General features: G+C 61.9%; 20 protein-coding genes and 1 riboswitch. Of the genes, 15 read left to right on the forward strand and 5 right to left on the reverse strand.

The features are described from left to right. Nucleotides 1–212: 212 nt before the first annotated feature. Entirely contained in the window at nucleotides 213–545 is a 333-nt protein-coding gene (locus tag AC30D9_RS15200; protein ID WP_109752132.1) for a DMT family transporter, read from the reverse strand. Between the two features lie 103 nt (nucleotides 546–648). Between AC30D9_RS15200 and AC30D9_RS15205 the strand changes: the two genes are divergently transcribed. Both AC30D9_RS15205 and waaA read left to right on the forward strand, forming a co-directional pair. Beyond that, nucleotides 649–1,539, forward strand: a complete 891-nt coding sequence (locus AC30D9_RS15205) for a LysR family transcriptional regulator (protein ID WP_134922606.1) — start codon at nucleotides 649–651, stop codon at nucleotides 1,537–1,539. Nucleotides 1,540–1,561: 22 nt separating this feature from the next. After that, entirely contained in the window at nucleotides 1,562–2,836 is a 1,275-nt protein-coding gene (gene waaA / locus AC30D9_RS15210) for a lipid IV(A) 3-deoxy-D-manno-octulosonic acid transferase (RefSeq protein ID WP_490144324.1), read from the forward strand. A gap of 166 nt (nucleotides 2,837–3,002) precedes the next feature. Here waaA and AC30D9_RS15215 read toward each other — a convergent pair whose 3' ends face one another. After that, a complete protein-coding gene (locus AC30D9_RS15215) occupies nucleotides 3,003–4,442 on the reverse strand; it encodes a TolC family outer membrane protein (protein ID WP_490144325.1) in 1,440 nt (479 codons plus the stop codon). Nucleotides 4,443–4,596: 154 nt separating this feature from the next. After that, nucleotides 4,597–4,702, forward strand: a riboswitch (TPP riboswitch). A 175-nt stretch (nucleotides 4,703–4,877) separates the two neighbouring features. On the opposite strand from AC30D9_RS15215, the gene thiC reads away from it, so the two are divergent. Beyond that, on the forward strand, nucleotides 4,878–6,767 hold the full coding sequence (gene thiC / locus AC30D9_RS15220) for a phosphomethylpyrimidine synthase ThiC (RefSeq protein ID WP_134922609.1): 1,890 nt from the start codon (nucleotides 4,878–4,880) through the stop codon (nucleotides 6,765–6,767). A gap of 171 nt (nucleotides 6,768–6,938) precedes the next feature. Further along, on the forward strand, nucleotides 6,939–8,231 hold the full coding sequence (gene cytX, locus AC30D9_RS15225) for a putative hydroxymethylpyrimidine transporter CytX (protein ID WP_307573767.1): 1,293 nt from the start codon (nucleotides 6,939–6,941) through the stop codon (nucleotides 8,229–8,231). On the opposite strand, the gene AC30D9_RS15230 is transcribed toward cytX, so the two are convergent. Further along, nucleotides 8,200–8,946 carry a DUF3298 domain-containing protein gene (locus tag AC30D9_RS15230; RefSeq protein ID WP_134922611.1) on the reverse strand — a complete coding sequence of 249 codons (747 nt, stop codon included), beginning with the start codon at nucleotides 8,944–8,946 and terminating at the stop codon, nucleotides 8,200–8,202. The genes cytX and AC30D9_RS15230 overlap by 32 nt on opposite strands. A 214-nt stretch (nucleotides 8,947–9,160) precedes the next feature. On the opposite strand from AC30D9_RS15230, the gene AC30D9_RS15235 reads away from it, so the two are divergent. The 10 genes from AC30D9_RS15235 to AC30D9_RS15280 all read left to right on the forward strand — a co-directional run bounded on the left by AC30D9_RS15235 (nucleotide 9,161) and on the right by AC30D9_RS15280 (nucleotide 20,224). Continuing rightward, nucleotides 9,161–9,778 (forward strand): NUDIX domain-containing protein, encoded by a 618-nt coding sequence (locus AC30D9_RS15235; RefSeq protein WP_134922612.1) that lies wholly within the window; start codon nucleotides 9,161–9,163, stop codon nucleotides 9,776–9,778. After that, on the forward strand, nucleotides 9,769–10,221 hold the full coding sequence (locus AC30D9_RS15240; protein ID WP_307573771.1) for a DUF1249 domain-containing protein: 453 nt from the start codon (nucleotides 9,769–9,771) through the stop codon (nucleotides 10,219–10,221). Before AC30D9_RS15235 ends, AC30D9_RS15240 begins: the two co-directional genes overlap by 10 nt. A gap of 99 nt (nucleotides 10,222–10,320) precedes the next feature. Then, nucleotides 10,321–11,136, forward strand: coding sequence for a 3',5'-cyclic-AMP phosphodiesterase (cpdA, locus tag AC30D9_RS15245; protein WP_490144326.1), 816 nt, complete (start codon nucleotides 10,321–10,323; stop codon nucleotides 11,134–11,136). Between the two features lie 979 nt (nucleotides 11,137–12,115). Next, nucleotides 12,116–12,475, forward strand: a complete 360-nt coding sequence (locus tag AC30D9_RS15250) for a DUF6124 family protein (RefSeq protein ID WP_490144327.1) — start codon at nucleotides 12,116–12,118, stop codon at nucleotides 12,473–12,475. Nucleotides 12,476–13,006: 531 nt separating this feature from the next. After that, nucleotides 13,007–13,615, forward strand: coding sequence for a YqiA/YcfP family alpha/beta fold hydrolase (locus AC30D9_RS15255; RefSeq protein WP_490144328.1), 609 nt, complete (start codon nucleotides 13,007–13,009; stop codon nucleotides 13,613–13,615). Between the two features lie 41 nt (nucleotides 13,616–13,656). Beyond that, complete coding sequence (gene parE, locus AC30D9_RS15260) at nucleotides 13,657–15,561, forward strand: DNA topoisomerase IV subunit B (protein ID WP_134922615.1); 1,905 nt, start codon at nucleotides 13,657–13,659, stop codon at nucleotides 15,559–15,561. Next, nucleotides 15,561–16,547 carry an esterase-like activity of phytase family protein gene (locus tag AC30D9_RS15265; protein ID WP_490144329.1) on the forward strand — a complete coding sequence of 329 codons (987 nt, stop codon included), beginning with the start codon at nucleotides 15,561–15,563 and terminating at the stop codon, nucleotides 16,545–16,547. Before parE ends, AC30D9_RS15265 begins: the two co-directional genes overlap by 1 nt. Next, entirely contained in the window at nucleotides 16,544–17,065 is a 522-nt protein-coding gene (locus AC30D9_RS15270; RefSeq protein WP_490144330.1) for a retropepsin-like aspartic protease family protein, read from the forward strand. The genes AC30D9_RS15265 and AC30D9_RS15270 overlap by 4 nt, the downstream gene beginning before the upstream one ends. Nucleotides 17,066–17,075: 10 nt before the next feature. Further along, the gene (gene parC / locus AC30D9_RS15275) at nucleotides 17,076–19,340 is read left to right on the forward strand and encodes a DNA topoisomerase IV subunit A (protein ID WP_490144331.1); all 2,265 of its coding nucleotides are present in this window, start codon (nucleotides 17,076–17,078) and stop codon (nucleotides 19,338–19,340) included. 179 nt (nucleotides 19,341–19,519) lie between these two features. After that, on the forward strand, nucleotides 19,520–20,224 hold the full coding sequence (locus AC30D9_RS15280) for a PqiC family protein (protein WP_134922619.1): 705 nt from the start codon (nucleotides 19,520–19,522) through the stop codon (nucleotides 20,222–20,224). A gap of 235 nt (nucleotides 20,225–20,459) precedes the next feature. On the opposite strand, the gene AC30D9_RS15285 is transcribed toward AC30D9_RS15280, so the two are convergent. Then, nucleotides 20,460–21,977, reverse strand: a complete 1,518-nt coding sequence (locus AC30D9_RS15285) for an AhpA/YtjB family protein (protein ID WP_134922620.1) — start codon at nucleotides 21,975–21,977, stop codon at nucleotides 20,460–20,462. Between the two features lie 133 nt (nucleotides 21,978–22,110). Here AC30D9_RS15285 and serB point away from each other — a divergent pair, with 133 nt between their 5' ends. Further along, entirely contained in the window at nucleotides 22,111–23,325 is a 1,215-nt protein-coding gene (gene serB / locus AC30D9_RS15290; protein WP_072340113.1) for a phosphoserine phosphatase SerB, read from the forward strand. A 223-nt stretch (nucleotides 23,326–23,548) separates the two neighbouring features. Here serB and AC30D9_RS15295 read toward each other — a convergent pair whose 3' ends face one another. Continuing rightward, nucleotides 23,549–25,309 (reverse strand): cyclic-di-GMP receptor FimW-related protein, encoded by a 1,761-nt coding sequence (locus tag AC30D9_RS15295; protein WP_490144332.1) that lies wholly within the window; start codon nucleotides 25,307–25,309, stop codon nucleotides 23,549–23,551. Nucleotides 25,310–25,482 lie beyond the last annotated feature (173 nt).

The following is a 25,482-nucleotide window of genomic DNA, read 5'->3' on the forward strand; positions in this document are numbered from 1 at the left end:
GAGGGCGCAGTATACAGACTCGATGAGTCGGGTTTGGCTACCTTTGCTGTCACACCTGTGGCGAGGGGATTTATCCCCGCTGGGGTGCGAAGCACCCCCATTCAAACTGCCAGACACACCTTGCTGCCAGGTTTTTTGGACTGCTACGCAGTCCAGCGGGGATAAATCCCCTCGCCACAAATGTGTTTCCAATCCTGGAATATTGGTGTGTTTCAGTGCCCGGCGGTCTTGGAAAACAGCTGGATCACCACCACCCCCAACACAATCAACGCCATCCCCAGCATCGCCGGCACGTCCAGTTTCTGCCCGTAGATGAACAGCGCCGCCACGCTGACCATGACGATCCCCAGTCCGGCCCAGACCGCGTAGGCCACGCCCACCGGTACCGTGCGCACCACCAGCGTTAGCATCCAGAACGCAGTGCCGTAGCCGGCGATGACCAGCAGCAAGGGCAAGGGTGTGCTCAAGCCCTTGATCGCTTTCATCGAAACGGTGGCAATGACTTCGGCGCAAATGGCGATGGCCAGGTAGTAGTAGGCGTTCATGGGCAGTTCCTCTTCGACGGTTGCATCTTTCGATGGGGCCATTCTAGGGATTGCTCAGATGCGGTAAAGTCATTACCTATCTGTAATCAAGATAGGTTGAGCCATGAACGTTCAGTGGAACCTGGAGCAATTGCGGCTGTTTGTCGGAGTCGCCGAGAAGCGTTCGTTTTCCGCCGTGGCCCGTGACCAACGCAAGGCGCAGTCGGCTATCAGCAGTGCGATTGCCTTGCTGGAAGACGACTTGGGGGTGAGTCTGTTCGAGCGCAGCAGTGGCCGGCAGCCCAGGCTCACCGACGCCGGCGAAGCCTTGCTCGAAGAAGCCAGGGAAGTGCTGCGTCAGTGCGAGCGCCTCAACGGTCGGGCCCTGGCCTTGATGCGCGGACAGGAAGCGTCGCTGCGCCTGGCCCAGGACGAAGCCATGCCCTATCAACCGGTCATCGACAGCCTGGCGGCCTTGGCCGAGCAATTCCCCACCCTCGAAGTGCAACTGGCCAGCGCCGCCCAGGGCGATGTGGCGCGCAAACTGGTGGAGCGGCGCGCCGACCTTGGTTTGCTGTTCTATCACGACCAGATCCCCGAGGCGCTGGAGCGCCGGGTGTTGGGCAGCGTCGAGATGGTCACGGTGTGTGGCCGGGGCCACCCGCTGGCGAACCATGGTTATGTGACCTGCCGGGAAATGGCCCGGCACCGCCAGTTGTTGATGGCGACCCAGTCCAGCGTCTATCCCGGCAGCGAGCAGGCCAGCCCACAGGTCTGGCGGGCCGACAGTTTCTATGTGCTGGCCGAATGGCTGAGGAGTGGCCTGGGCTGGGCCTGGCTGCCCCGGCATGTGGTGCAATACCCGGCGTACTTGGGCGACATGATCGAACTCAGCAGCGAATGGACCCCTCCGGCCCTGGTGGTGGAACTGGTCTGGCGCCGCGACGAACCCCTGGGCCCAGCCGCCCGTTGGCTGGCGGAACGTTTTGCCGTGCAGTTGCAGGCGATCGGCTGAAAAACCGATAAACTCCGCCGCCATGAACAGAACTCTCTATAGCGCATTGTTTTATCTGGGGCTGCCACTGGTAGCGATTCGGCTGTGGTTGCGGGCGCGCAAGGCGCCGGCGTATGCCCGGCGTATCGGTGAGCGTTTTTCCTGGGGCTTGCCGGCCATGGTGCCGGGAGGCATTTGGGTCCATGCGGTGTCGGTAGGCGAAAGTATTGCCGCCGCGCCGATGATCCGTGCCTTGCTGCAACGTTATCCACAGCTGCCGATCACGGTTACCTGCATGACGCCCACCGGTTCGGAGCGGATCCAGGCCATGTTCGCCAACGAGCCGCGTATCCAGCATTGCTACTTGCCGTACGATTTGCCCTGCGCCGCCAAGCGTTTTCTCGACCGGGTCCGACCGTCCCTGGCGGTCATCATGGAAACCGAGCTGTGGCCCAACCACATCCACCAATGCGCCAAGCGCGGCATTCCCGTGGCCCTGGCCAACGCGCGGCTGTCGGAGCGTTCGGCACGGGGATATGCGCGGTTTCCCAAGTTGACCCGACCGATGCTCGCCGAGATGAGCCTGTTCGCCGTACAGACCGAAGCCGAAGCCGAGCGTTTTCGCCAGTTGGGCGCCCGGGCGGAAACCGTCGAAGTCACCGGTTCCATCAAGTTCGACCTGACCATCGACCCGCAACTGCTTGAAGACGCCAGCGCCTTGCGCCGCCAGTGGCAAGCGACGGAGCGCCCGGTGTGGATCGCCGCCAGTACCCATGAAGGCGAGGACGAAGTGGTGCTCGCCGCCCACCGTCGGCTGCTCGACAGTTATCCCGATGCGTTGCTGATCCTGGTGCCGCGGCATCCCGAACGTTTTGATGCCGTGCATCAGCTCTGTGAAAACCAAGGCTTCGCCACGGCCCGGCGCTCCAGCGCTCAACCGGTCACCGCCCAGACGTCAGTGTTGCTGGGCGACACCATGGGCGAACTGCTGTTTCTCTACGCCTTGGCCGACAGCGCTTTTGTCGGTGGCAGCCTGGTTCCCAACGGCGGACACAACCTGCTCGAGCCAGCGGCGCTGGCGAAACCGGTGCTCAGTGGACCGCACCTGTTCAACTTCCTTGAAATCGCCGCGCAACTGCGCGCCGCCGGTGCCCTGGCGGAAGTGGACGATGCCCAAAGCTTGGCCCTGGCGGTACAGCGCCTGTTCGAACTGCCCCGCGATGCCCAGCGCATGGCCGAGGCGGGGCTTGCGGTGATGCGCCGCAATCAGGGCGCGTTGCAGCGGTTGCTGGAGGGGTTGGGGCGGTTGCTCGGCTGAATGCCTTTCACTATGGCGGGTGATCTATCTGTGGCGAGGGGATTTATCCCCGCTGGGGGCGAAGCCCCCCAAAAACGTGCTGTCAGGTTTTGGGGCTGCTTCGCACCCCAGCGGGGATAAATCCCCTCGCCACAAAAGATGAACTGCCGTTAGTGAGGGCGATGGTTCACTGCGCCGGCCGCGAGCGCAATTGCTCCGCTGCCGCCTTGGCCAGGTCCGGTGGCAGGAAGTCTCTGTCCGGGTTGTAGTCGGGCTTGAGGTAGCGTGACAGGTCCTGCAGGTCCGCCGGGCTCAACGTGCCGGCGGCCTGTTTGAGCCGCAGGTTGTCGAGGATGTAGTCGTAGCGGGCGTTGTTGTAGTTGCGCACCGAGGTATATAGCTGGCGCTGGGCATCGAGCACATCAACGATGTTGCGTGTGCCGACCTGATAGCCGATCTCCGTGGCTTCCACCGCGCTCTGGTTGGAGATGATCGACTGGCGTCGGGCCTGGACCTGCTCCACGTCGGTGTTGACCGCGCGGTGCAGGTTACGGGCGTTTTCCACCACCTGCCGGCGCAGGCCTTCGCGTTGCTGTTCGGTCTGGGTGAGCTGCGAGTAGGACTCGCGAACCTGGGAGCTGGTCAGCCCGCCGCTGTAGATCGGGATGCTCAGTTGCAAGCCGATAGTGCGTTGCTCGGCATCGCCGCCATAACGCTGGCCGGTGGGGCTCGGGTTGGTGAAACCGAGGCCGTCGTTGTCGCCTTTTCTGTACTGGGCTATCGCGTCGAGGGTCGGCGCATGGCCAGCCTTGCGTTGGCGCAGGGTGTCCTCGGCGGCATCGACGGCGTAGTTGCTGGCCAGCAGGTTCAGGTTCTGCTTGGCCGCCGTATCGACCCAGGCCTTGGCATCGTTCGGCGTCGGCGGCAGGATCGGCAGGGTGTGGACGATGCCCTGGAGCGAGTTGTACTGGCGGTTGGTCAGGGTGATCAGCGCTTCGAACGCGTCCTCGACCTGGCGCTGGGCGAGGATCCGGTTGGCCCGGGCGGTGTCGTAGCTGGCCTGGGATTGCAACACGTCGGTCTTGTCCGACAGGCCGACGTCGAAACGTTCGTTGGACTGGTCGAGCTGGCGCTTGAACGCGGCTTCCTCGGCCTTGGTCGAGGCCAGGTTGTCCTGGCTGCGCAGCACGTTGAAATAGCTCTCGGCGCTTTGCAGGATCATGTTCTGCTCAGTGGCCGACAGTTGCAGCGACGCTTGTTCGTCAACGGACTTTGCCGCCTGGAGCTGGAACCAGCGGTCGGCGCGGAAAATCGGTTGGGACAGCGTCGCCTGATAGACCGTAGAACTACGGGTGGCGGTCATCGCAGGCTGGTCGAGCTCGGTACGGGTGTTGTTCAGGTCGGCACCGGCCGAGAGGTTGGGCAGCAACCCGGCGCGGGCCTGGGGCACCACTTCCTTCTGGGCGCCGTACTGGGCGCGGGCGGCGGCCAGGTCGGCGTTGTTGTCCACCGCTTCCTGATACACGCTCACCAGATCGGTTTTGGTGGTGATGGGCGCTTCGGCAGCCCAGGCCATTCCATTGGACGCACAAGACACGGCTAGGGCCAGTGAGAGTTTGCGCAACATGAGGCGATCCCTATTTCACGGATGAGTGCGCACAAGAGGCGCGGCGTAGCGAGTGTAGTTGCGCGATGGCACGGCAACAATCCTGTATATGCGCCATTCATCACGCCTTTTGCCCTGGCGATGGCGTTCTCCGGTAGTTGTGTCTAGACTGGCCGGGTTCTTGTCGGGGTGCCTTGCTATGAGGCTGAGATCGAATAATTTCGGATCCCGTTGAACCTGATCAGGTTAACGCCTGCGTAGGGAACAAGATTTCTCGTCACCCGGCGAGTCCTCTTGTGCTTCGTCCGGGATGTTGTTCGAGCATCGACTTTCGATCTTCGAGCATCCTCGAGCAGCAAGCACAGCGTCCGCACTCTCGTGCAGGGACGCGTCCATTCGCTACAGGTTCGCTCCGACAAAAATCCACCGCCTGGATGTGTGTCTGGAGAGCCCGTGATGACGACAAAAGCAAAAAACGCGACCAACCTCAGTGACTCGGCCAAGGTCGATGAGCAATCGGTCCAGCCCTTTACCCGCTCGCAAAAAATCTATGTCCAGGGCAGTCGCCCGGATATCCGCGTGCCCATGCGCGAAATCAGCCTCGACGTGACCCCCACCGACTTCGGCGGCGAAATCAACGCGCCGGTGGTGGTATATGACACTTCGGGCCCCTACACCGACCCGAACGTGATCATCGACGTGCGCAAAGGCCTGGCCGATGTGCGCTCGCCGTGGATCGAAGCCCGTGGCGACACCGAACGCCTGGCCGGTCTGAGCTCCAACTTCGGCCAGGAACGCCTGGCCGACCCCGAGCTGACCAAGCTGCGCTTCGCCCACGTGAACAACCCGCGCCGTGCCAAGCCGGGCGCCAACGTCAGCCAGATGCACTACGCGCGCAAAGGCATCATCACCGCCGAGATGGAATACGTCGCCATCCGCGAAAACATGAAGCTGGAAGTGGCCCGCGCCGCCGGCCTGCTGGAGCAGCAACACGCCGGCCACAGCTTCGGCGCCAGCGTGCCGAAAGTCATCACGCCGGAATTCGTGCGTGACGAAATCGCCCGTGGTCGCGCGATCATCCCGGCCAACATCAACCACACCGAACTGGAACCGATGATCATCGGCCGTAACTTCCTGGTGAAGATCAACGGCAACATCGGCAACAGCGCGCTGGGTTCGTCCATCGAAGAAGAAGTGGCGAAACTGACCTGGGGCATTCGCTGGGGTTCGGACACGGTCATGGACCTGTCCACCGGCAAGCACATCCATGAAACCCGCGAATGGATCATCCGCAACTCGCCGGTACCGATTGGCACCGTGCCGATCTATCAGGCTTTGGAAAAAGTCGGTGGCGTGGCCGAAGACCTGACCTGGGAGCTGTTCCGCGACACGCTGATCGAACAGGCCGAGCAGGGCGTCGACTACTTCACCATTCACGCCGGCGTGCTGCTGCGCTACGTGCCAATGACCGCCAAGCGCGTCACCGGCATCGTCAGCCGTGGTGGTTCGATCATGGCCAAGTGGTGCCTGGCGCACCACAAAGAGAACTTCCTCTACACCCACTTCGAAGACATCTGCGAAATCATGAAGGCCTACGACGTCAGCTTCTCGCTGGGCGATGGCCTGCGTCCGGGCTCGATTGCCGACGCCAACGACGAAGCGCAGTTCGGTGAGCTGGAAACCCTCGGCGAGCTGACCAAGATCGCCTGGAAGCACGACGTGCAGTGCATGATCGAAGGCCCGGGCCACGTGCCGATGCAGTTGATCAAAGAGAACATGGACAAGCAGCTCGAGTGCTGCGACGAGGCGCCGTTCTACACCCTCGGCCCACTGACCACCGACATCGCCCCGGGCTACGACCACATCACCTCCGGCATCGGTGCGGCGATGATCGGCTGGTTCGGTTGCGCGATGCTCTGCTACGTGACGCCGAAGGAGCACCTGGGCCTGCCGAACAAGGATGACGTGAAGACCGGGATCATCACCTACAAGATCGCCGCCCACGCGGCCGATCTGGCCAAAGGTCACCCGGGCGCGCAGATTCGCGACAACGCCTTGAGCAAGGCGCGCTTCGAGTTCCGCTGGGAAGACCAGTTCAACCTCGGCCTGGATCCGGACACCGCCCGTTCGTACCACGACGAAACCCTGCCGAAGGATTCGGCCAAGGTCGCGCATTTCTGCTCGATGTGCGGGCCGAAGTTCTGCTCGATGAAAATCACCCAGGAAGTGCGCGAGTACGCGGCCAACCAGCGCATTGAAGCGGTGGATGTCGATGTCGCCCAGGGCTTGGCGGAACAGGCCGAGCGGTTCAAGAAGGAAGGTAGTCAGCTTTACAAGAAAGTGTGATGTGAGCCGAAGGCGGCGGTGTTTTCACCGCCGCCTTCGCGAGCAGGCTCGCTCCCACAATGGATCTCGGTCGTTCACCCATCTCGTGTTCGCCGCAAGTCCCCTGTGGGAGCGAGCCTGCTCGCGAAAGCGATCGATAGAACAACAAATATTCCTCTGAGATAACAACCCTTGAACATCCAACCCAGCACCTATTCCCCCGACACCGCCGTGCCCCTGGACAAACGCGTCTTCGGCGCCCGCGACCTGTTTTCCCTGTGGTTCTCCCTCGGCATCGGCCTGATGGTCTTGCAGGTCGGCGCCTTGCTCGCGCCGGGCCTGGGCCTGAGTGGTGCGCTGCTGGCGATTTTCCTCGGCACGCTGGTGGGCGTCCTGCTGCTGGCGGCGGTCGGGGTGATCGGCAGTGACACAGGCCTGTCGGCCATGGCCGCTCTCAAGCTCAGCCTCGGCGGCAAGGGCGCGAGCGTGCCGGCGGTGTTGAACCTGCTGCAGTTGGTCGGCTGGGGCTCGTTCGAAATCATCGTCATGCGCGACGCTGCCAGCCTGCTCGGCGCCCGGGCTTTCAGCGAAGGTAGCCTGGGGGCGAATCCGCTGTTGTGGACATTGTTCTTTGGCGCCTTGGCGACGCTGCTCGCGGTGAGCGGACCGCTGACGTTCGTGCGCAAGGTCCTGCGTAAATGGGGCATCTGGCTGTTGCTGGCGGCGTGCATCTGGCTGACCTGGAACCTGTTCGCCAAGGCTGACCTGGCGGCGTTGTGGGCCCAGGCGGGTGACGGCTCGATGCCGCTGGCGGTGGGGTTTGACATCGCCATTGCGATGCCGCTGTCGTGGCTGCCGCTGATCGCCGACTATTCGCGCTTCGGTAAACGCGCCAAGAATGTCTTCGGCGGTACCGCGCTGGGGTTCTTCATTGGTAACTTCTGGTTGATGAGCCTGGGCGTTGCCTACACCCTGGCGTTTGCGCCGAGCGGCGAAGTCAATGCGCTGCTGCTGGCCCTGGCCGGTGCCGGGCTGGGGATTCCGTTGCTGCTGATTCTGCTGGACGAGTCGGAAAACGCCTTCGCCGACATTCACTCGGCAGCGGTGTCCAGTGGCATGTTGTCGGGGCTGAAGGTCGAGCACCTGGCCTTGGCGATTGGCGTCATTTGTACGTTGATCGCCTGCTTCGCGCCGTTGGCGCAGTACCAGAACTTCCTGTTGCTGATCGGTTCGGTGTTCGCGCCGCTGTTCGGCGTGGTGCTGGTGGACCACTTCATCCTGCGCAAACGCAGCAGCCAGGTGTTGTCAGCCGCGTTGCGCTGGCCGGCACTGTTGGCCTGGCTGGGTGGGGTGAGCACTTATCATCTACTGGCCAATTTTTACCCGGACATCGGCGCAACCCTGCCGTCGTTGATCCTGGCAGGGTTGCTGCAGCTGTTGCTGGGCCGGGCTTTCAGCTACGGCCAGGAAACAGCTCGGGCTTGAGGATGCCATTGAGGCGCGGGTAAGCGATCTTCAATTCGATGTGGCCCAGGGCGTAGGGCGCAATGGTGCTCACTTCGTACTTGAGGATCACCCCGCCATAGGTCAACGCCACGTGTGGGGTTTTCTGGAATGACCACTGTTTCAGGAAGTCGGGTTCCTGATCCAGCTTGGTGCTGATCAGCCAACTGTTGTGAGCGACCTGGGCGGCTTTCCAGAACGCTTCTTCCTGGCCCGGCAGCAGCATGTCCGACAGCGTCAGCACCTTATGTTGCTGGCGCGAATAGTTGATGAAACCGCGCCCTGGCGTGCCGTGGGCACCGCCGGTGTCCAGGTAGCTGGACAGTTCGATGATCACCAGGCCGTCATGTTGCTCACGTACCTTGGCTTGCAAATAGCTGCTGTTACGCGGTGCGGCGCTGCGCAAAAACTGCTCGCGATAGGCGGCCAGCGTTGGGGCCACGGGGGCGCCTGGGGTGGCGCGGGTCAGTTCCAGCAGGCGTTTTTCAATAATGCCGTCCAGGACCGGTTCGGTGGGGAAGTGCAAGGTGTCGATGTTTACCAGTGGGCAGTCGGCGCTGGCGCAACCGGGTTGCAGTTGTTCCGAGGCATCGCGGGTGGTTTCCAGCGGGGCGCGGTAGTTGGGTTGGAACAGGCTTTGGCAGGCACCCAGGGTCAGGGCAATGGCGGCCACGGAGGCAGTTTTGAAAAGCGACATGGGCGTCCTTCATGAAACAGGGAAAGGCGAAAAGTTACCCGCTTCGACTGCCAGCAGGACAATCAGTTCGCCACTAAGCTCATTAGAGTTCTTTCACCTTCTGCCGTCTATCCCGATGAGTGGAAAGGGGCTGCATCAAAGGGTACGGGCGCGTTAGGATGGCGCGAAGCCGAGGTTGGAACCTCGTATTGATCTACTGCACACGAGGATTGTCATGACCGACTTCACCAACGCCACGCCGAACACTGTGGACATCGTCAAGCGCGAGAGCTGCTTCCAGGGGTTCTACAAACTCGACCGTCTCGTCCTGCGTCATGAGTTATTTGCCGGTGGCATGAGCCGTGAGATCAGTCGTGAACTGTTCGTACGTCATGATGCGGTGTGCGTGCTGCCCTACGACCCGCAGCGCGATGAAGTGGTGTTGATCGAGCAGTTTCGCGTGGGCGCCATAGGCAAGACGACCAACCCTTGGCTGGTGGAGCTGGTGGCCGGCCTGATCGACAAGGACGAGCAACCGGAAGAAGTTGCTCATCGCGAAGCGCAGGAGGAAGCTGGACTTGTCTTCGCAGCGCTCTGGCCGATGACCAAGTATTTTCCATCGCCGGGCGGCAGTGATGAATTCGTCCATTTGTACCTGGGGCGTTGCGACAGCACGGGGGCGGGCGGGCTGCATGGCCTGGCGGAAGAAGCCGAGGATATCCGCGTCAAGGTCTGGTCCTTCGAGGATGCCCTGCAAGCTGTGCGTGACGGACAAATCTGTAATGCACCGAGCATCATCGCCCTGCAATGGCTGGCCTTGAACCGCGAGGAAGTGAGGGGGCTATGGTCCTGAACAAGCTGCGCGATCGCTATCGCGTCGATCTGGTGGGGTTGCAGGCCGCCTGCGAGGCCAACTACGCCCGCCTGATGCGCTTGTTGCCGGACATGCGCAACGACCCGGCGCCGCGGCGCATCGCCGTGACCCACGGCGACCAGATGCTCGGCGTGCTGGCCATCGAGGTGCTGCAGACCTGCCCCTACACCACCACCTTGCAGGTGCGCCAGGAGCACAGCCTGCCCTGGTTGCCGGTGCCGCAACTGGAAGTGCAGGTCTATCACGATGCGCGCATGGCCGAAGTCGTGAGCGCCGAACATGCGCGACGCTTTCGCGGCATCTATCCTTACCCCAATGCGTCAATGCACCAGCCGGACGAAAAGGCCCAGTTGAATCTGTTCCTGGGTGAATGGCTGAGTCATTGCCTGGCGTTGGGTCACGAGTTCGAAGTCGTTCGGTAGTTGTGAACCGGTTCCGGTTCGCGGGTTTCCCCTTTCGATCGTCCCCCAGCATAATTGCGGCTTCATGCAACGGCGTGATTGCGCCTGGGAGAGAGCGATTTGCCGAGCGTATCCAGCTTGACCACTGCCGATGCGGCGTTGCTGGTCCAACTGTCTGACAGCCATTTGTTCGCCGAGGCCGATGCCTCGTTGCTGGGCATGAACACCCGTGACAGCTTGCGAGCGGTCATTGACCTGGTGCTCGAGCAGCAACCCAATATCGATCTGATGCTTGCCACTGGGGATTTGTCCCAGGATGGGACGCTGGAATCCTACGAGGCGTTTCGGCAACTGACGGCGTGTCTTGATGCGCCGGCGCGGTGGATTCCTGGTAACCATGATGAGCCGCAGGTGATGCTCAAGGCTGCGGTCAAGAGCGTGTTGCTCGATCCGGTGGTGGACATCGGCAATTGGCGGGTGACGATGCTGGACTCCGCCGTGCCGGGGTCGGTGCCGGGTTTTTTGGCCGAGGAGCAGTTGATTCTGTTGGCCAACGCCTTGAGCGAGGCGCCGGAGCGGCATCACTTGGTGTGCTTGCATCATCATCCTGTTTCGATTGGGTGTGCGTGGATGGAGCCGATTGGGTTGCGTAATCCTGAGGCGTTGTTTGCGGTGTTGGATCGGTTTCCTCAGGTGCGTGCTGTGCTGTGGGGGCATGTGCATCAGGAGGTTGATCAGGTACGCGAGGGGATTCGTTTGTTGGCTTCGCCTTCGACCTGTATTCAGTTTGAGCCTGGGAGTGAGGATTTTGCGGTGGGCTCGCAGGCGCCGGGGTATCGGTGGTTGCGGCTTTGGCCGGATGGGCGTTTGGAGACGGGGGTTGAGCGGGTGGTTGGGTTTGAGTTCACCCCGGATTACGAGTCCAATGGGTATTGAGGACGAGGCGGCCTTGCAGCCGGCCTGGATTTTGTTGACCGGGTACATATCCGTTGCTGCGGTAACGGCCACTTATGGTTCCGCTCTTACAGCGGGTCACTTTCGAAAAGCGCGAAAGTAACCAAAGCGCTCCTGCCCCACCACTCGGTGCCTCGCCTAGGCTCGGCATGCCCTCACTCCGGCATTGCTCCGTGGGCCCGCCGCGAAGGGCCATCCATGGCCCAGCGCGGCTAACCCGGCATCCATGCCGGGATGCCCACTACGCAATACCTGCGTTCGGCCATCGTGGTTAACGGGGCGCCAAAATCTACGTCCACCGCGAGGCGGCCTGATAGCCGGCCTGGCTCTTGCGGGGGGTGTACACCCATCAGACTTGTTTGAGCTGGACCTGTGGGAGCAAAGCTTGCTCGCGAGGCGGCCTTATAGCCGACCTGCTCTTGCGGGTGTACCCAGTCCAATTGTGGGAGCGAGCCTGCTCGCGAAGGCGGCGCTACATTCAGCATTGATGCAAGCAGACCCACCGCCATCGCGAGCAAGCTCGGCTCCCACAGGGATCGGCGGTGGACACTGATCTTATAAACGACCAAAAACCTGTGTGGGAGCGAGCTTGCTCGCGATGGCGGCCTGACAGCCGGCCAGGATTGTGGGAATGGTCGGACAATCCTCCGGGCTGCCGTAGATTTTTCCGACGAGCTCTGGCGGTTGCCGGGTGGGAAGGGCTGTCGCTAACCTTTTCCCGTCGCTGAAAATTCAGCGGTCGGGCCTGGAAACCCGATAAGTGAGGATGCAACAGCGCGCTACATGAGATACTGCGACGCTTTTTTGCGTGTGCAGTTCTGCGTTATGGCGGCTGTGCGCGGGAGACTTCGAGTCTGCCGGTTTTTGCTCCTTACTCCGGTTTTCCAGCCCGCGCATAGCTGCCACCCTCTCGCCTGGAAACGGGAAATGGCGGTTCCACTACGTAACAAGGAGCTGCACCATGTTCAAAGCCACCCCCAATCCCCCCGAAACCGATCCCTCATCAGCCCACGCCGGTTTCGATCCCCAAAAACTCGATGAAGCCGCCAAGCGCGTCATCGACCATTATCTTGATCCCAAACCTCAAGCCAAAAAGAAAAAGCCCTCAGGTCAACTGTTCACCGTCGTGGACGGCGTCGACACCGAAAGCCTGCTGGCCAACCTCAGCGAAACCCTGGCCTCAGCCGATGCGATGGTCAGCGACCTTGCCTTCGACCTGAAAGGCTCGCGACGCCATGTTGCCCTTGGCATTCAGCAACTGATCGAGCTGGGTGCTTTATTAGCGAATCGAATGCTGGACAACGTCAATACACAACCCTGACCACACCGCGCGCAGAAGCGAGCAAGCTCATTCCCACTGGAGAAACGCGATCACCCTAAACCAGGTCGGCTATCAGGCCGCCTCGCGGGGGACGTAGATTTTGGCGCCCCGTTAACCACGATGGCCGAACGCAGGCATTGCGCAGTGGGCAACCCGGCATGGATGCCGGGTTAGCCGCGCTGGGCCATGGATGGCCCTTCGCGGCGGCCCACGGAGCAATGCCGGAGTGCGGGCATGCCGAGCCTAGGCGAGGCACCGAGTGGTGGGGCATGTAGCGTTTTGCTTACTTTTGCGCTTCTCAAAAGTGAGCCGCTGTAAGAGCGGAACCCTAAGTGGCCGTTACCGCAGCAATGGATATGTACCCGGTCAACAAAATCCTGGCCGGCTGTCAGACCGCCATCGCGAGCAAGCTTTGCTCCCACAGGTGCAGTGATCGACGGGTCATAGGAGGCAACAACACGGTCAAATCCCCCAAACCCCCACAAACTCCCTGTAAACTCCGGCCTTTGCCCAACACCCAGGGAGTCGGCAATGTCGGGTTCAATCCTCTATATCCATGGCTTCAACAGCGCCCCAGCATCGACCAAGGCCTGCCAGTTGACCGAGGTGATGGCACGCCTGGGCCTGAGCGACCAGTTGCAGGTGCCCGCCTTGCACCACCACCCCCGCCAGGCCATCGGTCAGTTGGAACAGGCGATTACACAACTGGGGCGGCCGCTGCTGGTCGGCAGCTCGCTCGGCGGCTACTATGCCACTCACTTGGCCGAGCGCCACGGCCTCAAGGGCCTGTTGATCAACCCTGCCGTCAGCCCCCATCGGATGTTTGACGGTTACCTGGGCACGCAGAAGAATTTGTACACCGACGAAACCTGGGAGTTGACCCACGACCACGTCACGGCCCTGGCCGAACTGGAAGTGCCGGCGCCCCAGGATCCGCAGCGGTATCAGGTATGGTTGCAAACCGGTGACGAAACGCTGGATTATCGCCACGCCCAGCAGTATTACCGCGCCTGTGCCTTGCGCATCCAGGCCGGCGGCGACCACAGTTTCCAAGGGTTTGCCCAGCAGTTGCCGGCGCTGTTGAGTTTTGCCGGCATTGGCGCCGATTTGTACCAGGCGATCGACTTCACGTCGCTGTGAGCCATCGCCCCTTTTTCATTGAACACTGACGACGAGACCCCATGGCCACTCCCAGCGCTAGCTCCTATAACGCAGACGCCATCGAAGTCCTCTCGGGCCTCGACCCGGTGCGCAAGCGCCCCGGCATGTACACCGACACCAGTCGGCCGAACCACCTCGCCCAGGAAGTCATCGACAACAGTGTCGACGAAGCCTTGGCCGGGCATGCGAAGTCGGTGCAGGTCATCCTGCACGCCGATCACTCGCTGGAAGTCAGCGATGACGGTCGCGGCATGCCGGTGGACATTCACCCTGAAGAGGGTGTGTCGGGCGTCGAGCTGATCCTCACCAAGCTCCACGCCGGCGGCAAGTTTTCCAACAAGAACTACCAGTTCTCCGGCGGTCTGCACGGGGTGGGTATTTCCGTGGTCAACGCCTTGTCGACCCAGGTGCGGGTGCGGGTCAAGCGTGACGGCAACGAATACCAGATGACCTTCGCCGATGGCTACAAGGCCACTGAGCTGGAAGTGATCGGCACCGTCGGCAAGCGCAACACCGGCACCAGCGTGTATTTCGCCCCGGATCCGAAGTATTTCGATTCGCCGAAATTCTCCGTCACGCGCCTCAAGCACGTGCTCAAGGCCAAGGCGGTGTTGTGTCCGGGGCTGTTGGTCAGTTTCGAGGACAAGGCCACCGGTGAGAAAGTCGAGTGGCATTACGAAGACGGCCTGCGTTCTTATCTGGTGGACGCGGTCAACGATTTCGAACGCCTGCCCAACGAGCCGTTCTGCGGCAGCCTGGCCGGTAATAAAGAAGCGGTGGACTGGGCGCTGTTGTGGCTGCCCGAGGGTGGCGAAAGCGTCCAGGAAAGCTACGTCAACCTGATCCCCACGGCCCAGGGCGGCACCCACGTCAACGGGTTGCGCCAGGGTTTGCTCGATGCGATGCGCGAGTTCTGCGAGTTCCGCAACCTGTTGCCCCGTGGCGTGAAGCTGGCGCCGGAAGACGTCTGGGAACGCATTGCCTTCGTATTGTCGATGAAGATGCAGGAGCCGCAGTTTTCCGGCCAGACCAAGGAGCGCCTGTCGTCCCGCGAGGCGGCGGCGTTTGTTTCCGGTGTGGTCAAGGACGCGTTCAGCCTGTGGCTCAACGCCAACCCGGAAACCGGTTTGGCCCTGGCGGAACTGGCGATCAACAACGCCGGCCGTCGCCTCAAGGCCAGCAAGAAGGTCGAGCGCAAGCGCATCACCCAAGGGCCGGCGTTGCCGGGCAAGCTCGCCGATTGCGCCGGGCAGGACCCGATGCGTTCCGAGCTGTTCCTGGTGGAAGGTGATTCCGCCGGTGGCTCGGCCAAGCAGGCGCGGGACAAGGAGTTCCAGGCGATCCTGCCGCTGCGGGGCAAGATCCTCAACACCTGGGAAGTGGACGGCAGCGAAGTGTTGGCCAGCCAGGAAGTGCATAACATCGCGGTGGCCATCGGTGTCGATCCGGGCGCCGAGGACATGAGCCAACTGCGCTATGGCAAGATCTGCATCCTCGCCGACGCCGACTCCGACGGCCTGCACATCGCCACGTTGCTCTGCGCCTTGTTCGTCCAGCATTTCCGTCCGCTGGTGGACGCCGGCCACGTCTACGTCGCGATGCCACCGCTGTACCGGATCGACTTGGGCAAGGAAATCTACTACGCCCTGGACGAAGCCGAGCGCGACGGCATTCTTGACCGGCTGGTGGCCGAGAAGAAACGCGGCAAGCCGCAGGTCACCCGATTCAAGGGCCTGGGCGAAATGAACCCGCCGCAACTGCGCGAAACCACCATGGATCCGAACACCCGCCGTCTGGTGCAGTTGACCTTGGATGATTTCGACGCGACGTCGGAAATGATGGACATGCTGCTGGCGAAGAAGCGCGCCGGTGATCGCAAGTCCTGGCTCGAATCCAAAGGGGACCTGGCTGAGGTGCTGGCCTGATGCGCAACGGTTTCGCCCTGGCGTTATTGCTGTGGGCGGGGGTTGTGGTCGCAGGGCCGGCGCCGGAACTGAAGTTGTTGTCCGAGCACGCGGTCGAGGGCATGCGCGGCGGCAATCTGTCCGGGCTGGCCCTGTGCGGCAGCGAAATGTGGACGGTGTCCGATCGTGACGATGATCGGATCTACCGTCTCGCGCCCTCCGAGGCACCGGTCTGGCCGGCGCAAGTGGTCGATATCGAGGTGCCAGAGGTGCCGGACAGCGGTTTTCCCTGGGGCTTGAAATCCCGGACCTGGGCGGCGTCGTTCCTGCGCGGTGGCGAGCTGGATTTCGAAGGCATCAGTTGCGACAGTGCTGGCAATCGCTATGTGGTCAGTGAGTCCCATGCCGCGGTGTTGCAGGTGCCGCCGTCGGGACCTGCGTCGTGGTTGAAAATCGCCCCGACACTGATCCGCCAGGCCCGTGCCAGTGGCATGCTGCTGCACTTCAATGCCCTGTTCGAAGGCCTGGCGGTCAACCCGGCTGGCGATCAATTGTGGCTGGCGGCCGAGCGCGAAAGTCGCGGCCTGTTGCTGATCAAGCGCCAGCAGACGGTGTGGGACTGCGATGGCAATTGCGTACTGCTGAGCGAAGCGGGGCTGGAGATGCAGCCGGCGCAGTTCCTCAAGGCCAAGGCGGTTCCGCGGGATTTCGCCGACCTGTCATTGTTCAATGGCAAGCTGTTTACCCTGGAGCGCAACGCCTTTCAGATCTGCCGGCGTGACCCGCAGACCGCCCAGGTGGAGCGCTGCTGGTCGTTCGCCGCCGAGGCGTTGCAGGATAATCGTCGTTACGCACAGGCCTATGGCCTGGCCGAAGCGCTGGTAGTGGACGCCGAGGGCGCTTGGATCGGCCTGGACAACAACGATGGCGCCCGTGCCGACGGCGAAACGCGGCCGATCATCTGGCGCTTCGCCGCACCGGACGGTGGTTGGGGCGCCTCGCCATGAGTCAGCAGCCGCCGGGCAAGCGCGCCGGCCGGGTATTGATGATAGTGGCCTGGTGCGCGGCACTGTTCCTGGCAACGCGGTTTTTTGCCCAATGGGAGCAGCGCCAGCAAAACCCCAATGTCCAGGTGTATTCGCAAAGAGGCGAAGGGTTTATCGAGGTGAAGTTGGTCGGCAATGTGCAGGGGCATTTTGTCGCCAGCGGCCAGATCAATGGCCAGCCGGTGGATTTCATGCTCGACACGGGCGCCACCGACGTGGCGATTCCAGTGGAATTGACCGAGCGCCTCAAGCTGGAAAAAGGTTTCGACGTGACATTGAGTACCGCCAACGGTTTGAGCGAGGGCTATCGCACCCGCATCGACCGGCTGCAATTGGGTGACATCGTCTTGCGCGATGTCCGTGCCCTGGTGGCGCCCGGCCTGGGTGGCACGCAAGTGCTGCTGGGCATGAGCGCCCTGAACAAACTTGAATTTACCCAGCGCGACGGCACCATGCTGCTGCGCCAGACAACGAACTGATGAGGCCCGCATGAGCGACATTCTTGCAGACAGCTTAGACGGCGTAGAACGCCGATCGCTGGCTGACTTCACCGAAAGTGCCTACCTCAATTACTCCATGTACGTGATCATGGACCGCGCCTTGCCGCACATTGGCGACGGTTTGAAGCCGGTCCAGCGGCGGATCATCTATGCCATGAGTGAGCTGGGGCTGGATGCCGATTCCAAGCACAAGAAATCGGCGCGGACCGTCGGTGACGTGCTCGGTAAGTTCCACCCCCACGGTGACTCGGCCTGCTATGAAGCCATGGTGCTGATGGCCCAGCCGTTCAGCTATCGCTACACGCTGGTGGACGGGCAGGGTAACTGGGGTGCGCCGGACGATCCCAAGTCCTTCGCCGCCATGCGTTACACCGAGGCGCGGCTGTCGCGCTATTCCGAGGTTCTACTCAGCGAACTGGGCCAAGGTACGGCGGACTGGGGCCCGAATTTTGACGGTACCCTCGAAGAACCCTTGGTGTTGCCGGCACGTTTGCCGAATATCCTCCTCAACGGCACCACCGGCATTGCCGTGGGCATGGCCACGGACGTACCGCCCCACAACCTGCGGGAAGTGGCCACGGCCTGCGTGCGTCTGCTGGATGAGCCGAAAGCCACGGTGGAGCAGCTCTGCGAACACATCCAGGGCCCGGATTACCCGACCGAAGCGGAAATCATCACGCCGCGCGCCGACCTGCTGAAAATCTACGAGACCGGTCGCGGCTCGGTGCGCATGCGCGCCGTGTATCACATCGAAGATGGCGACATCATCGTCACGGCATTGCCGCACCAAGTCTCCGGGGCCAAGGTCTTGGAGCAAATCGCGGCGATGATGCAGGCAAAACCGTCGAAAGCGCCGCAAGTGGCTGACCTGCGTGACGAATCCGACCACGAAAACCCCTGCCGCATCGTGATCATTCCGGTCAACAGCCGGGTCGACCACGACGCGCTGATGCAGCACCTGTTCGCCAGCACTGATCTTGAGTCCAGCTACCGGGTCAACATCAACATCATCGGCCTGGACGGCAAGCCGCAGTTGAAGAACCTGCGAGCATTGCTGGTGGAATGGCTGGAATTTCGGGTCAAGACCGTGCGCCGGCGCCTGCAATTCCGCCTGGACAAGGTCGAGCGCCGCCTGCACCTGTTGGACGGTTTGCTGATCGCCTACCTCAACCTGGACGAAGTGATCCACATCATCCGCACCGAGGAGCACCCCAAGGCCAGCCTGATCGAGCGCTTCGCCCTGAGCGAAATCCAGGCCGAATACATCCTTGACACCCGCCTGCGGCAATTGGCGCGGTTGGAAGAGATGAAGCTGCGCGCCGAGCAGGATGAGCTGCTCAAGGAGCAGGCCAAGCTGCTGGCCCTGTTGGGCAGCGAAGCCAAGCTGAAGAAGCTGGTGCGCACCGAACTGCTCAAGGATGCCGAGACTTATGGCGATGATCGTCGCTCGCCAATCGTTGAGCGCGCCGAAGCCAAGGCATTGAGCGAGCACGATCTGCTGCCGAACGAGAAAGTGACCGTTGTACTGTCGGAAAAAGGCTGGGTGCGCTCGGCCAAAGGTCATGATATTGACGCGGCGGGGCTTTCCTATAAGGCCGGGGACAGTTTCAAGGCGCTGGCGGCTGGGCGTTCCAACCAGTTTGCGGTGTTCGTCGACTCCACCGGGCGCAGCTATTCAGTGCCGGCCCACACCCTGCCGTCGGCCCGTGGCCAGGGCGAGCCGCTGACCGGACGATTAACTCCGCCACCGGGTGCAACTTTTGAATGCGTGCTGATGCCTGATGATGATGGGCTGTACGTTATTGCATCGGACGCGGGTTACGGGTTCGTGGTCAAGGGTGAAGACCTGCAAGCCAAGAACAAGGCGGGCAAGGCGTTGTTGAGCTTGCCGAACAACGCCAAGGTCATTGCGCCGCGTCCGGTCAGTGATCGGGAGAACAATTGGCTGGCTTCGGTCACGACCGAAGGTCGCTTGCTGGTGTTCAAAATCAGCGACTTGCCTCAGTTGGGTAAAGGCAAGGGCAACAAGATCATCGGTATTTCCGGCGAACGGGTGGCCAGTCGCGAGGAATATGTCACGGATATTGCAGTGTTACCGGAAGGCGCCACGCTTGTGCTACAGGCTGGAAAACGTACCCTTTCGTTGAAAGCAGACGACCTTGAACATTACAAAGGTGAACGCGGGCGGCGAGGCAACAAGCTTCCAAGAGGTTTCCAGCGGGTGGATGCACTGCTCGTCGAAAACCTCAATTAGGCGTGCTAGAGGGCTCGGTCTGCGATTAAAAGCCGCAGATCGATGCTTTGGCGCTGGAGTCGCGGCGCATATTCACGGATGATAGGCCCTTTCAAGCGCCGGCGTGGCCGAGCGTTCTTCATAATGACCGAGTATTTTTTCACTGTGGCAAGCCTTGTGGCTGCCACCTGGACGGAACGATGACTGCTCTGCGCCTTCCTATTTTGTGGCTCGCCGGCCTGCTTGGCCTGGCGGGTTGCAGCATGAACCAGCCGGTATCGCTGTACCAACTGGACAGCGGAACCCCGGCCCAGCCTGCGCAAAGCACAGGCATGGCAGTATTGCTGGGGCCGGTCCTGATCGCCGATTACCTGCAACGCGAAACCTTATTGCAACGCCAGCCGGATGGCAGCCTGCAGGCCGCCACCGACGGACGCTGGGCTGGCAGCCTGTCTTCCGACATCGACCAATTGTTGTTGCGTCAGGTCGCCGGGCATCTGGACAGCCAGCGTGTGGTACTGGCGCCTGCGACCCAGGGCTTCACCCCGGATGTGCAGGTGCTGCTATCGATTACTCGCCTGGACTCGGGTAAAGCGCAACCGGCAGTGCTCGATGCCCAATGGCGGTTGATCGACCGTCGTGGCAAGGTGCGTGAGAACCGCATCATTCATCTGCAAGAACAACATGCCGGCACCACCGCCGCGCAAGTCCAGGCCCAAGGCGTGCTCCTGCAACGCCTGGCCGAACAACTGTCTGTATCGCTCAAGCCCCTGGCCAACCAGCCGCCTGTCGCCGAAGTGCCACGCAAGCCCGCTCCAGCCCCAGCCAAGCCGGTGGAAAAGGAAAAGGACAAGATTCCCATGGCCTTGCCGATTCGTACGGACATGGAAGTGTTCAGGTTCTGACTCCAGGCCTGGATGCAAAGCGAAGCCCGCATTGATGCGGGCTTTGTTGTTTCTGCGGGTTGGTTCTTCAGTGTCCGTGCCGGCCTCATCGCGAGCAGGCTCGCTCCCACACTGGATCTGTGGGCGGCAGCAATCCCTGTGGGAGCGAGCCTGCTCGCGATGAGGCCAGCAAAGGCACAAAAAAGCCCGCAGACAATCACTCATCTGCGGGCTTCGTTACTTCAAGTCCCGGGACTCAGGCCTGGCGCTCATGCATCCGCGCCAGTTGCCGCTCCAGCAACGATGGATAAGGCTCCATCAAGCGCTCCACGCAGCACGCGCCTTCGGGGCTGGCGATGGGGCGGATGCGGGCGCGTTGGCGGATCAGGGCGTCGTCGTTGATCTTGCGTTCCACCAGCAGCAGGTTGCGGCTGTGTTGCGACAACGCCAGGGCGTCCTGGGCGGTTTCGGTCAGTAGCAGGTCGATCTGGCTCAGGCCGAACAGACCATCGCCCAGGGTCAGGCCCAATTGCAGTTGCAAGGTGATGCCGCTGTCAGCGACTTCGATCTGCAACTGGTGGCCCAGGGCGCGCAGCAACTCACCGCAGCAAATGGCGTTGGTCAGGTAGTCGTCGCCGCTGTCTTCGGTATGAAACAGCATCAGCGTGCTGCCGTCGTTCAGGGTGTGCAGTTCACCTTGATAAAGCGAGGCGGCCTGGTCGAGGCAGTCGCGGTAGCGTTCGAGCAGTTCCTTCAGGCGGGCCTGGGGCAAGCGGCGCAGTTGGTCCTGGGCGCCCAGTTGTACGGCCAGTACGGCGCTGTGCTGGGGCAGGTTCGAGACAGCAGGCCTGGCGACCGGTTGAGGTGCGCCATCGACCGATTCGTCACGCAGGTCGGCGAACGCGTCGTCGTCTTCCTCGTCCTCCACCGTACGGACCACATGGCGCGGCGCCGGCTTGGAGGCGGGCATCGGCTGGCTTTCATCAAAGCCTGGGTCACGCAGGTTACGCACTTCGAAGCCCGGCTCAGTGTCCTCGTCGTCCACGTAGTCGAGGTCTTCAGGTTCCGGCAGAGGCTCAGGTTCCGGTGCGAAGCTGGCGTGCAGTTGCCGGGCCAGGTCGCCGATTTCATCCTGGCGCTGAGTGGCCGGCGTGTGTTCGTCGATGTCCCGCAGCCAGACCCGCAACTGCAACAGCGGCGTGGAGATGTGCCGCCCCAGACGCAGACTCAAGGCCAAAGCCAGGGCCAGCAGGATTGCACTGAGGATACCCATGCTTTGCAGGCTGATGGTCATCGGCTGCTGGAACTGGTCCATGTCCAGGCTGATGCGCAACTGACCGGCGGTCACGTCCTGGAAGGTGATCTTGCTCTGGTACATGCCGCCGGATTCGCCCAGCAGGCCTGGCTTGGGCCGTTGGCCGGCCTCGGCGAGGATGCGGTTGTCCACGCTGTAGATGGCGGCGTGGGCCACCAGTTTGTTCTTGGTCAGGTTGTTGAGCAGCACGTTGAGGCTGAGGATGTCGTTGGACACCAGCAGCTCGGTGGCGGATGTGGCGGTCTGGGTGGTCAGGCTTTCACCCAGGGCATCGGCCTGCTCGTGCATCGCCTGCTTGAATTGCAAACCCATCACGCAGGCATAGATAACCAGGGCCAGGGCGACCAGGATCACGTTATGGCTGGCAATGCGCAATGCAATCGGCACACGACGATGACGCAGTGCACGGAAGATCAGCAGGAAGAAGTTGTCGGTTTTGACTGGCGTGGGCCGGTTCACTGAGCTCGGCTCTTTGTCCGTGAAATTGACGCGCAGTATAGCGACAGCCCCATGACCGGCAAAGCACTGGCGGTGCCCGATGGTCACTGAATGTGGGTAGAATGCGGTTTTTTTCCACCTGCGGGGGTGCGCCTTGCGCGAAATCGTCCTGATAAACATCACTGGCAGCGACCGTCCGGGTCTGACTGCGGCCATTACCGGCGTTCTGGCCCAGGGTGGTGTGAACATTCTCGACATCGGTCAGGCGGTGATCCACGACACGCTGTCGTTCGGCATCCTGGTTGAGATCCCGGACGCCGAACAAGGCAAGTCGGTGCTCAAGGACATCCTGTTCACCGCCTACAAGCTCGACCAACAGGTGCGTTTCACCCCGGTGTCCGAGGACGATTACCGGCATTGGGTGGCCGGTCAGGGCAAGAAGCGCCACATCGTTACCCTGTTGACCCGCAAGGTCACTGCCGAACAATTGCAGCGCGTCAGCTCGATCACCGCCAAATATGACCTGAACATCGACCATATCGACCGACTGTCCGGGCGCATGCCGCTGGACACTCCGGACAACAAGGGTAAGGGCTGCATCGAGTTTTCGGTGCGCGGTGAGCCGGCCGATCCCCAGGCATTGCGTGCCGAGTTCCTCAGCGTGGCCCAGGAGCTGAACGTCGACATCGCGTTCCAGGAAGACTCACTGTTCCGTCGTAACCGTCGCCTGGCGGTGTTCGACATGGACTCGACGCTGATCGAAGCCGAAGTCATCGACGAACTGGCCAAGGCTGCCGGCGTCGGTGACAAAGTGTCGGCCATCACCGAGCGCGCCATGGCTGGCGAACTGGATTTCCGCGCCAGCTTCAAGGAGCGCCTGGCGCTGCTCAAGGGCCTGGACGTCAGCGTGCTGGATTCCATCGGCGCTTCCCTGCGCCTGACCGAAGGTGCCGAGACCCTGTTCGCCGAACTCAAGCGTCTGGGTTACAAGACTGCCATCCTGTCCGGCGGCTTCACCTATTTCGCCAAGCAGTTGCAGGCCAAGCTCGGCATCGACTACGTGTTCGCCAACGAACTGGAAGTGGTGGACGGCAAGGTGACCGGCGTGGCCGTCGAGCCGATCGTCGATGCCCAGCGCAAGGCCGACCTGCTGCGTGAACTGGCCGAGAAGGAAGGCTTGCGCCTGGAACAGACCATCGCCGTGGGCGACGGTGCCAACGACTTGCCGATGTTGGCCATCGCCGGCCTGGGCGTCGCGTTCCGGGCCAAGCCGCTGGTCAAGCAGTCGGCCAGGCAGGCGATTTCAACCCTGGGGCTGGATGGGGTGTTGTACCTGCTGGGCTTCAGGGATCGTGACGGGCAGCTCTAACTCTGAGCTTGCGACATTTCCTGTGGCCAGGGACTTATCCGTGGCGAGGGGATTTATCTGTGGCGAGGGGATTTATCCCCGTTGGGCTGCGCAGCAGCCCCCCAATGCACCCCCACTCAACCTGACATAGCGAATCGTCAGGTTTTGGGGCTGCTGCGCAGCCCAGCGGGGCGGTGCGACGTTTCGCTAAATCCCCTCGCCACAGGGGGGCTATAGCGGCTGCTTAAAGCGACTTCCACAACGAATCAAAATTCCCCTCTTGGTCACCGCTATCCCCAGTCTCGGCTGAGTCTTCCGGGTGATAGGAAAACTGGTTGAAGCTGTGGGTACTGGTCACCCGGCGGTCCAGGCCGGCCCGGCGTTCCTGGCCGTTGGTGTTGATCAACACGCGCTGACCCTCCTGGAACGGCAGGCGTGGGGCGATCATGGTGGGGGGCAGGTCGATGGCGCTGATCTCGGGCAGTAACAACCCGCGCAGGTAGTGACCGTGCTCGTTCTCTTCCCGGACCAGTTGCAGCCCGCAAGGCTGGGCATGGGGTGCGACCAGTTCGATGCCCATTTGCATGGCGCCATTGCGCACTTGCCGGATCCAGCGCACCACGGCAACGCTCCAGGCTTGGTCACTGCTGTCTCGAATGCCGATCATTTCCCCGGCTTGAAGCTGTTCCGGCACTTCCTTGGGCCAGCCGAGGCAGTAGCCGCCAGGGCTGTGGTTGATGATCGGCAGGTCGTAGGTGGGGAAGTGATGCTGGTTGTCGGAACTGGTGCCGTCGTCATCGGCCGGGTTGACCGGGTATTCGATCTCTTCATAGGGCAGCAGGTCGCTGTCACCGGCGGGGGCGGCGTCGAAGGCCTGCTTCCAGGCGTCGTTTGTCTTGCTCTGCGAGGCTTCGAAGCGGGCTTTGCGGGTGGTGGGACTTTTCAGGATTTCGTTGAAGGAGCGCTCGCCACCGAGGTAGTAGTGCAGCGCACTCATGCCCACGCACAGGGTCAGCGTGCCGTTGCCCTCGGTGCGCTGGAAGCTGCGTTCGGTCGCTTCGCCCCAGGCCGCTTGCAGGTGATGCAGAGTGTCGACGCTCATGCCGCCGGGGACTGGCAGGTTGTTCTCGGCAGGTTGTTCCAGGTGAGTGGCGATTGCTCGCACCAGGGGTTGTGGGTCGAAACCCTGCAAGGTCGGCTGCTGTTCGGCGCGGAACTTGGAGCGATAGCGTGGCCCGACATCCAGCTGCGGAGCGACGGCGAACAGGCTGGTAGCGGTAGTGGCCGGGTCCAGCTTGACCCACTGGCTCCAGGATTCGAGCACTTGGGTCAGTCGCCCGATCTGGCTCTGGCGCAGTTGATTGCTGCGTGACGCGCCCAGCAGCAGGGCGACGACATAGGTTTGCTCGGCGTTCAATTGATGAACCTGGCTGGCCAGTTCATCACTCACGTTCAAGTGCTGCAGCCGGTGCTGGCAGGCGATCCGGTACAGCTGATGCAAATCGAGCCACAGCCCTTCAGGCACCGGGCTATACAGCTGGCTAGCACGCAATAGCGGGCCGTTGAGGGCATGCAGCGCCCGTTGCAGCGCGGTGCTCAGCAGGCGGGCCCGATCCTTGGTGTATTTCGACGCGATACGCGCCACGATCTGTTTGTAGCCCATCGCCAGTTGGGTTTGCAGGGCCTGGCACAGGTTGACGATCTTGCGCGAACGCTCATCCAGCACGATGGCTTGTTGCAGGAAGTGCCGCTCCAGGTGCTTGCAGACGTAATACACCTCGGGCCGCAGCAGCTCGAGCAGTTGCAGGCGATTGTCGCTGGGCGTGAGCAGTTGGTTGAGTTCACCAAGGGCCTGGTACAACAAACGGGCCGTTTCGCCGATGTTGGCCTTGGGCAGGTTGGCGATCCAGCGCTTGAGGTCCCGTGGCGTGGCGTCGCAGAACGACAGGCGTGATTGCGTTGGGGGCTGGACGCGCAATAGCTGGAGAGGGCTGGTCTCATTCATGCCGTGGACGGGCTCCGGCGGGAAATAAACGTGATGTTTCCAACTCTAGCAGTTGTAGTCGAAGAGGGTGTGGCATTAATGCTCGGTAAAGCGCCGGCTCAGCAAGCACCTGGGTGACTGACACATTGCCTTCGCGAGCAAGCCCGCTCCCACATTGGATCTCTGGTAAACAC

This window comes from Pseudomonas sp. DF11 (genome assembly GCF_058148565.1).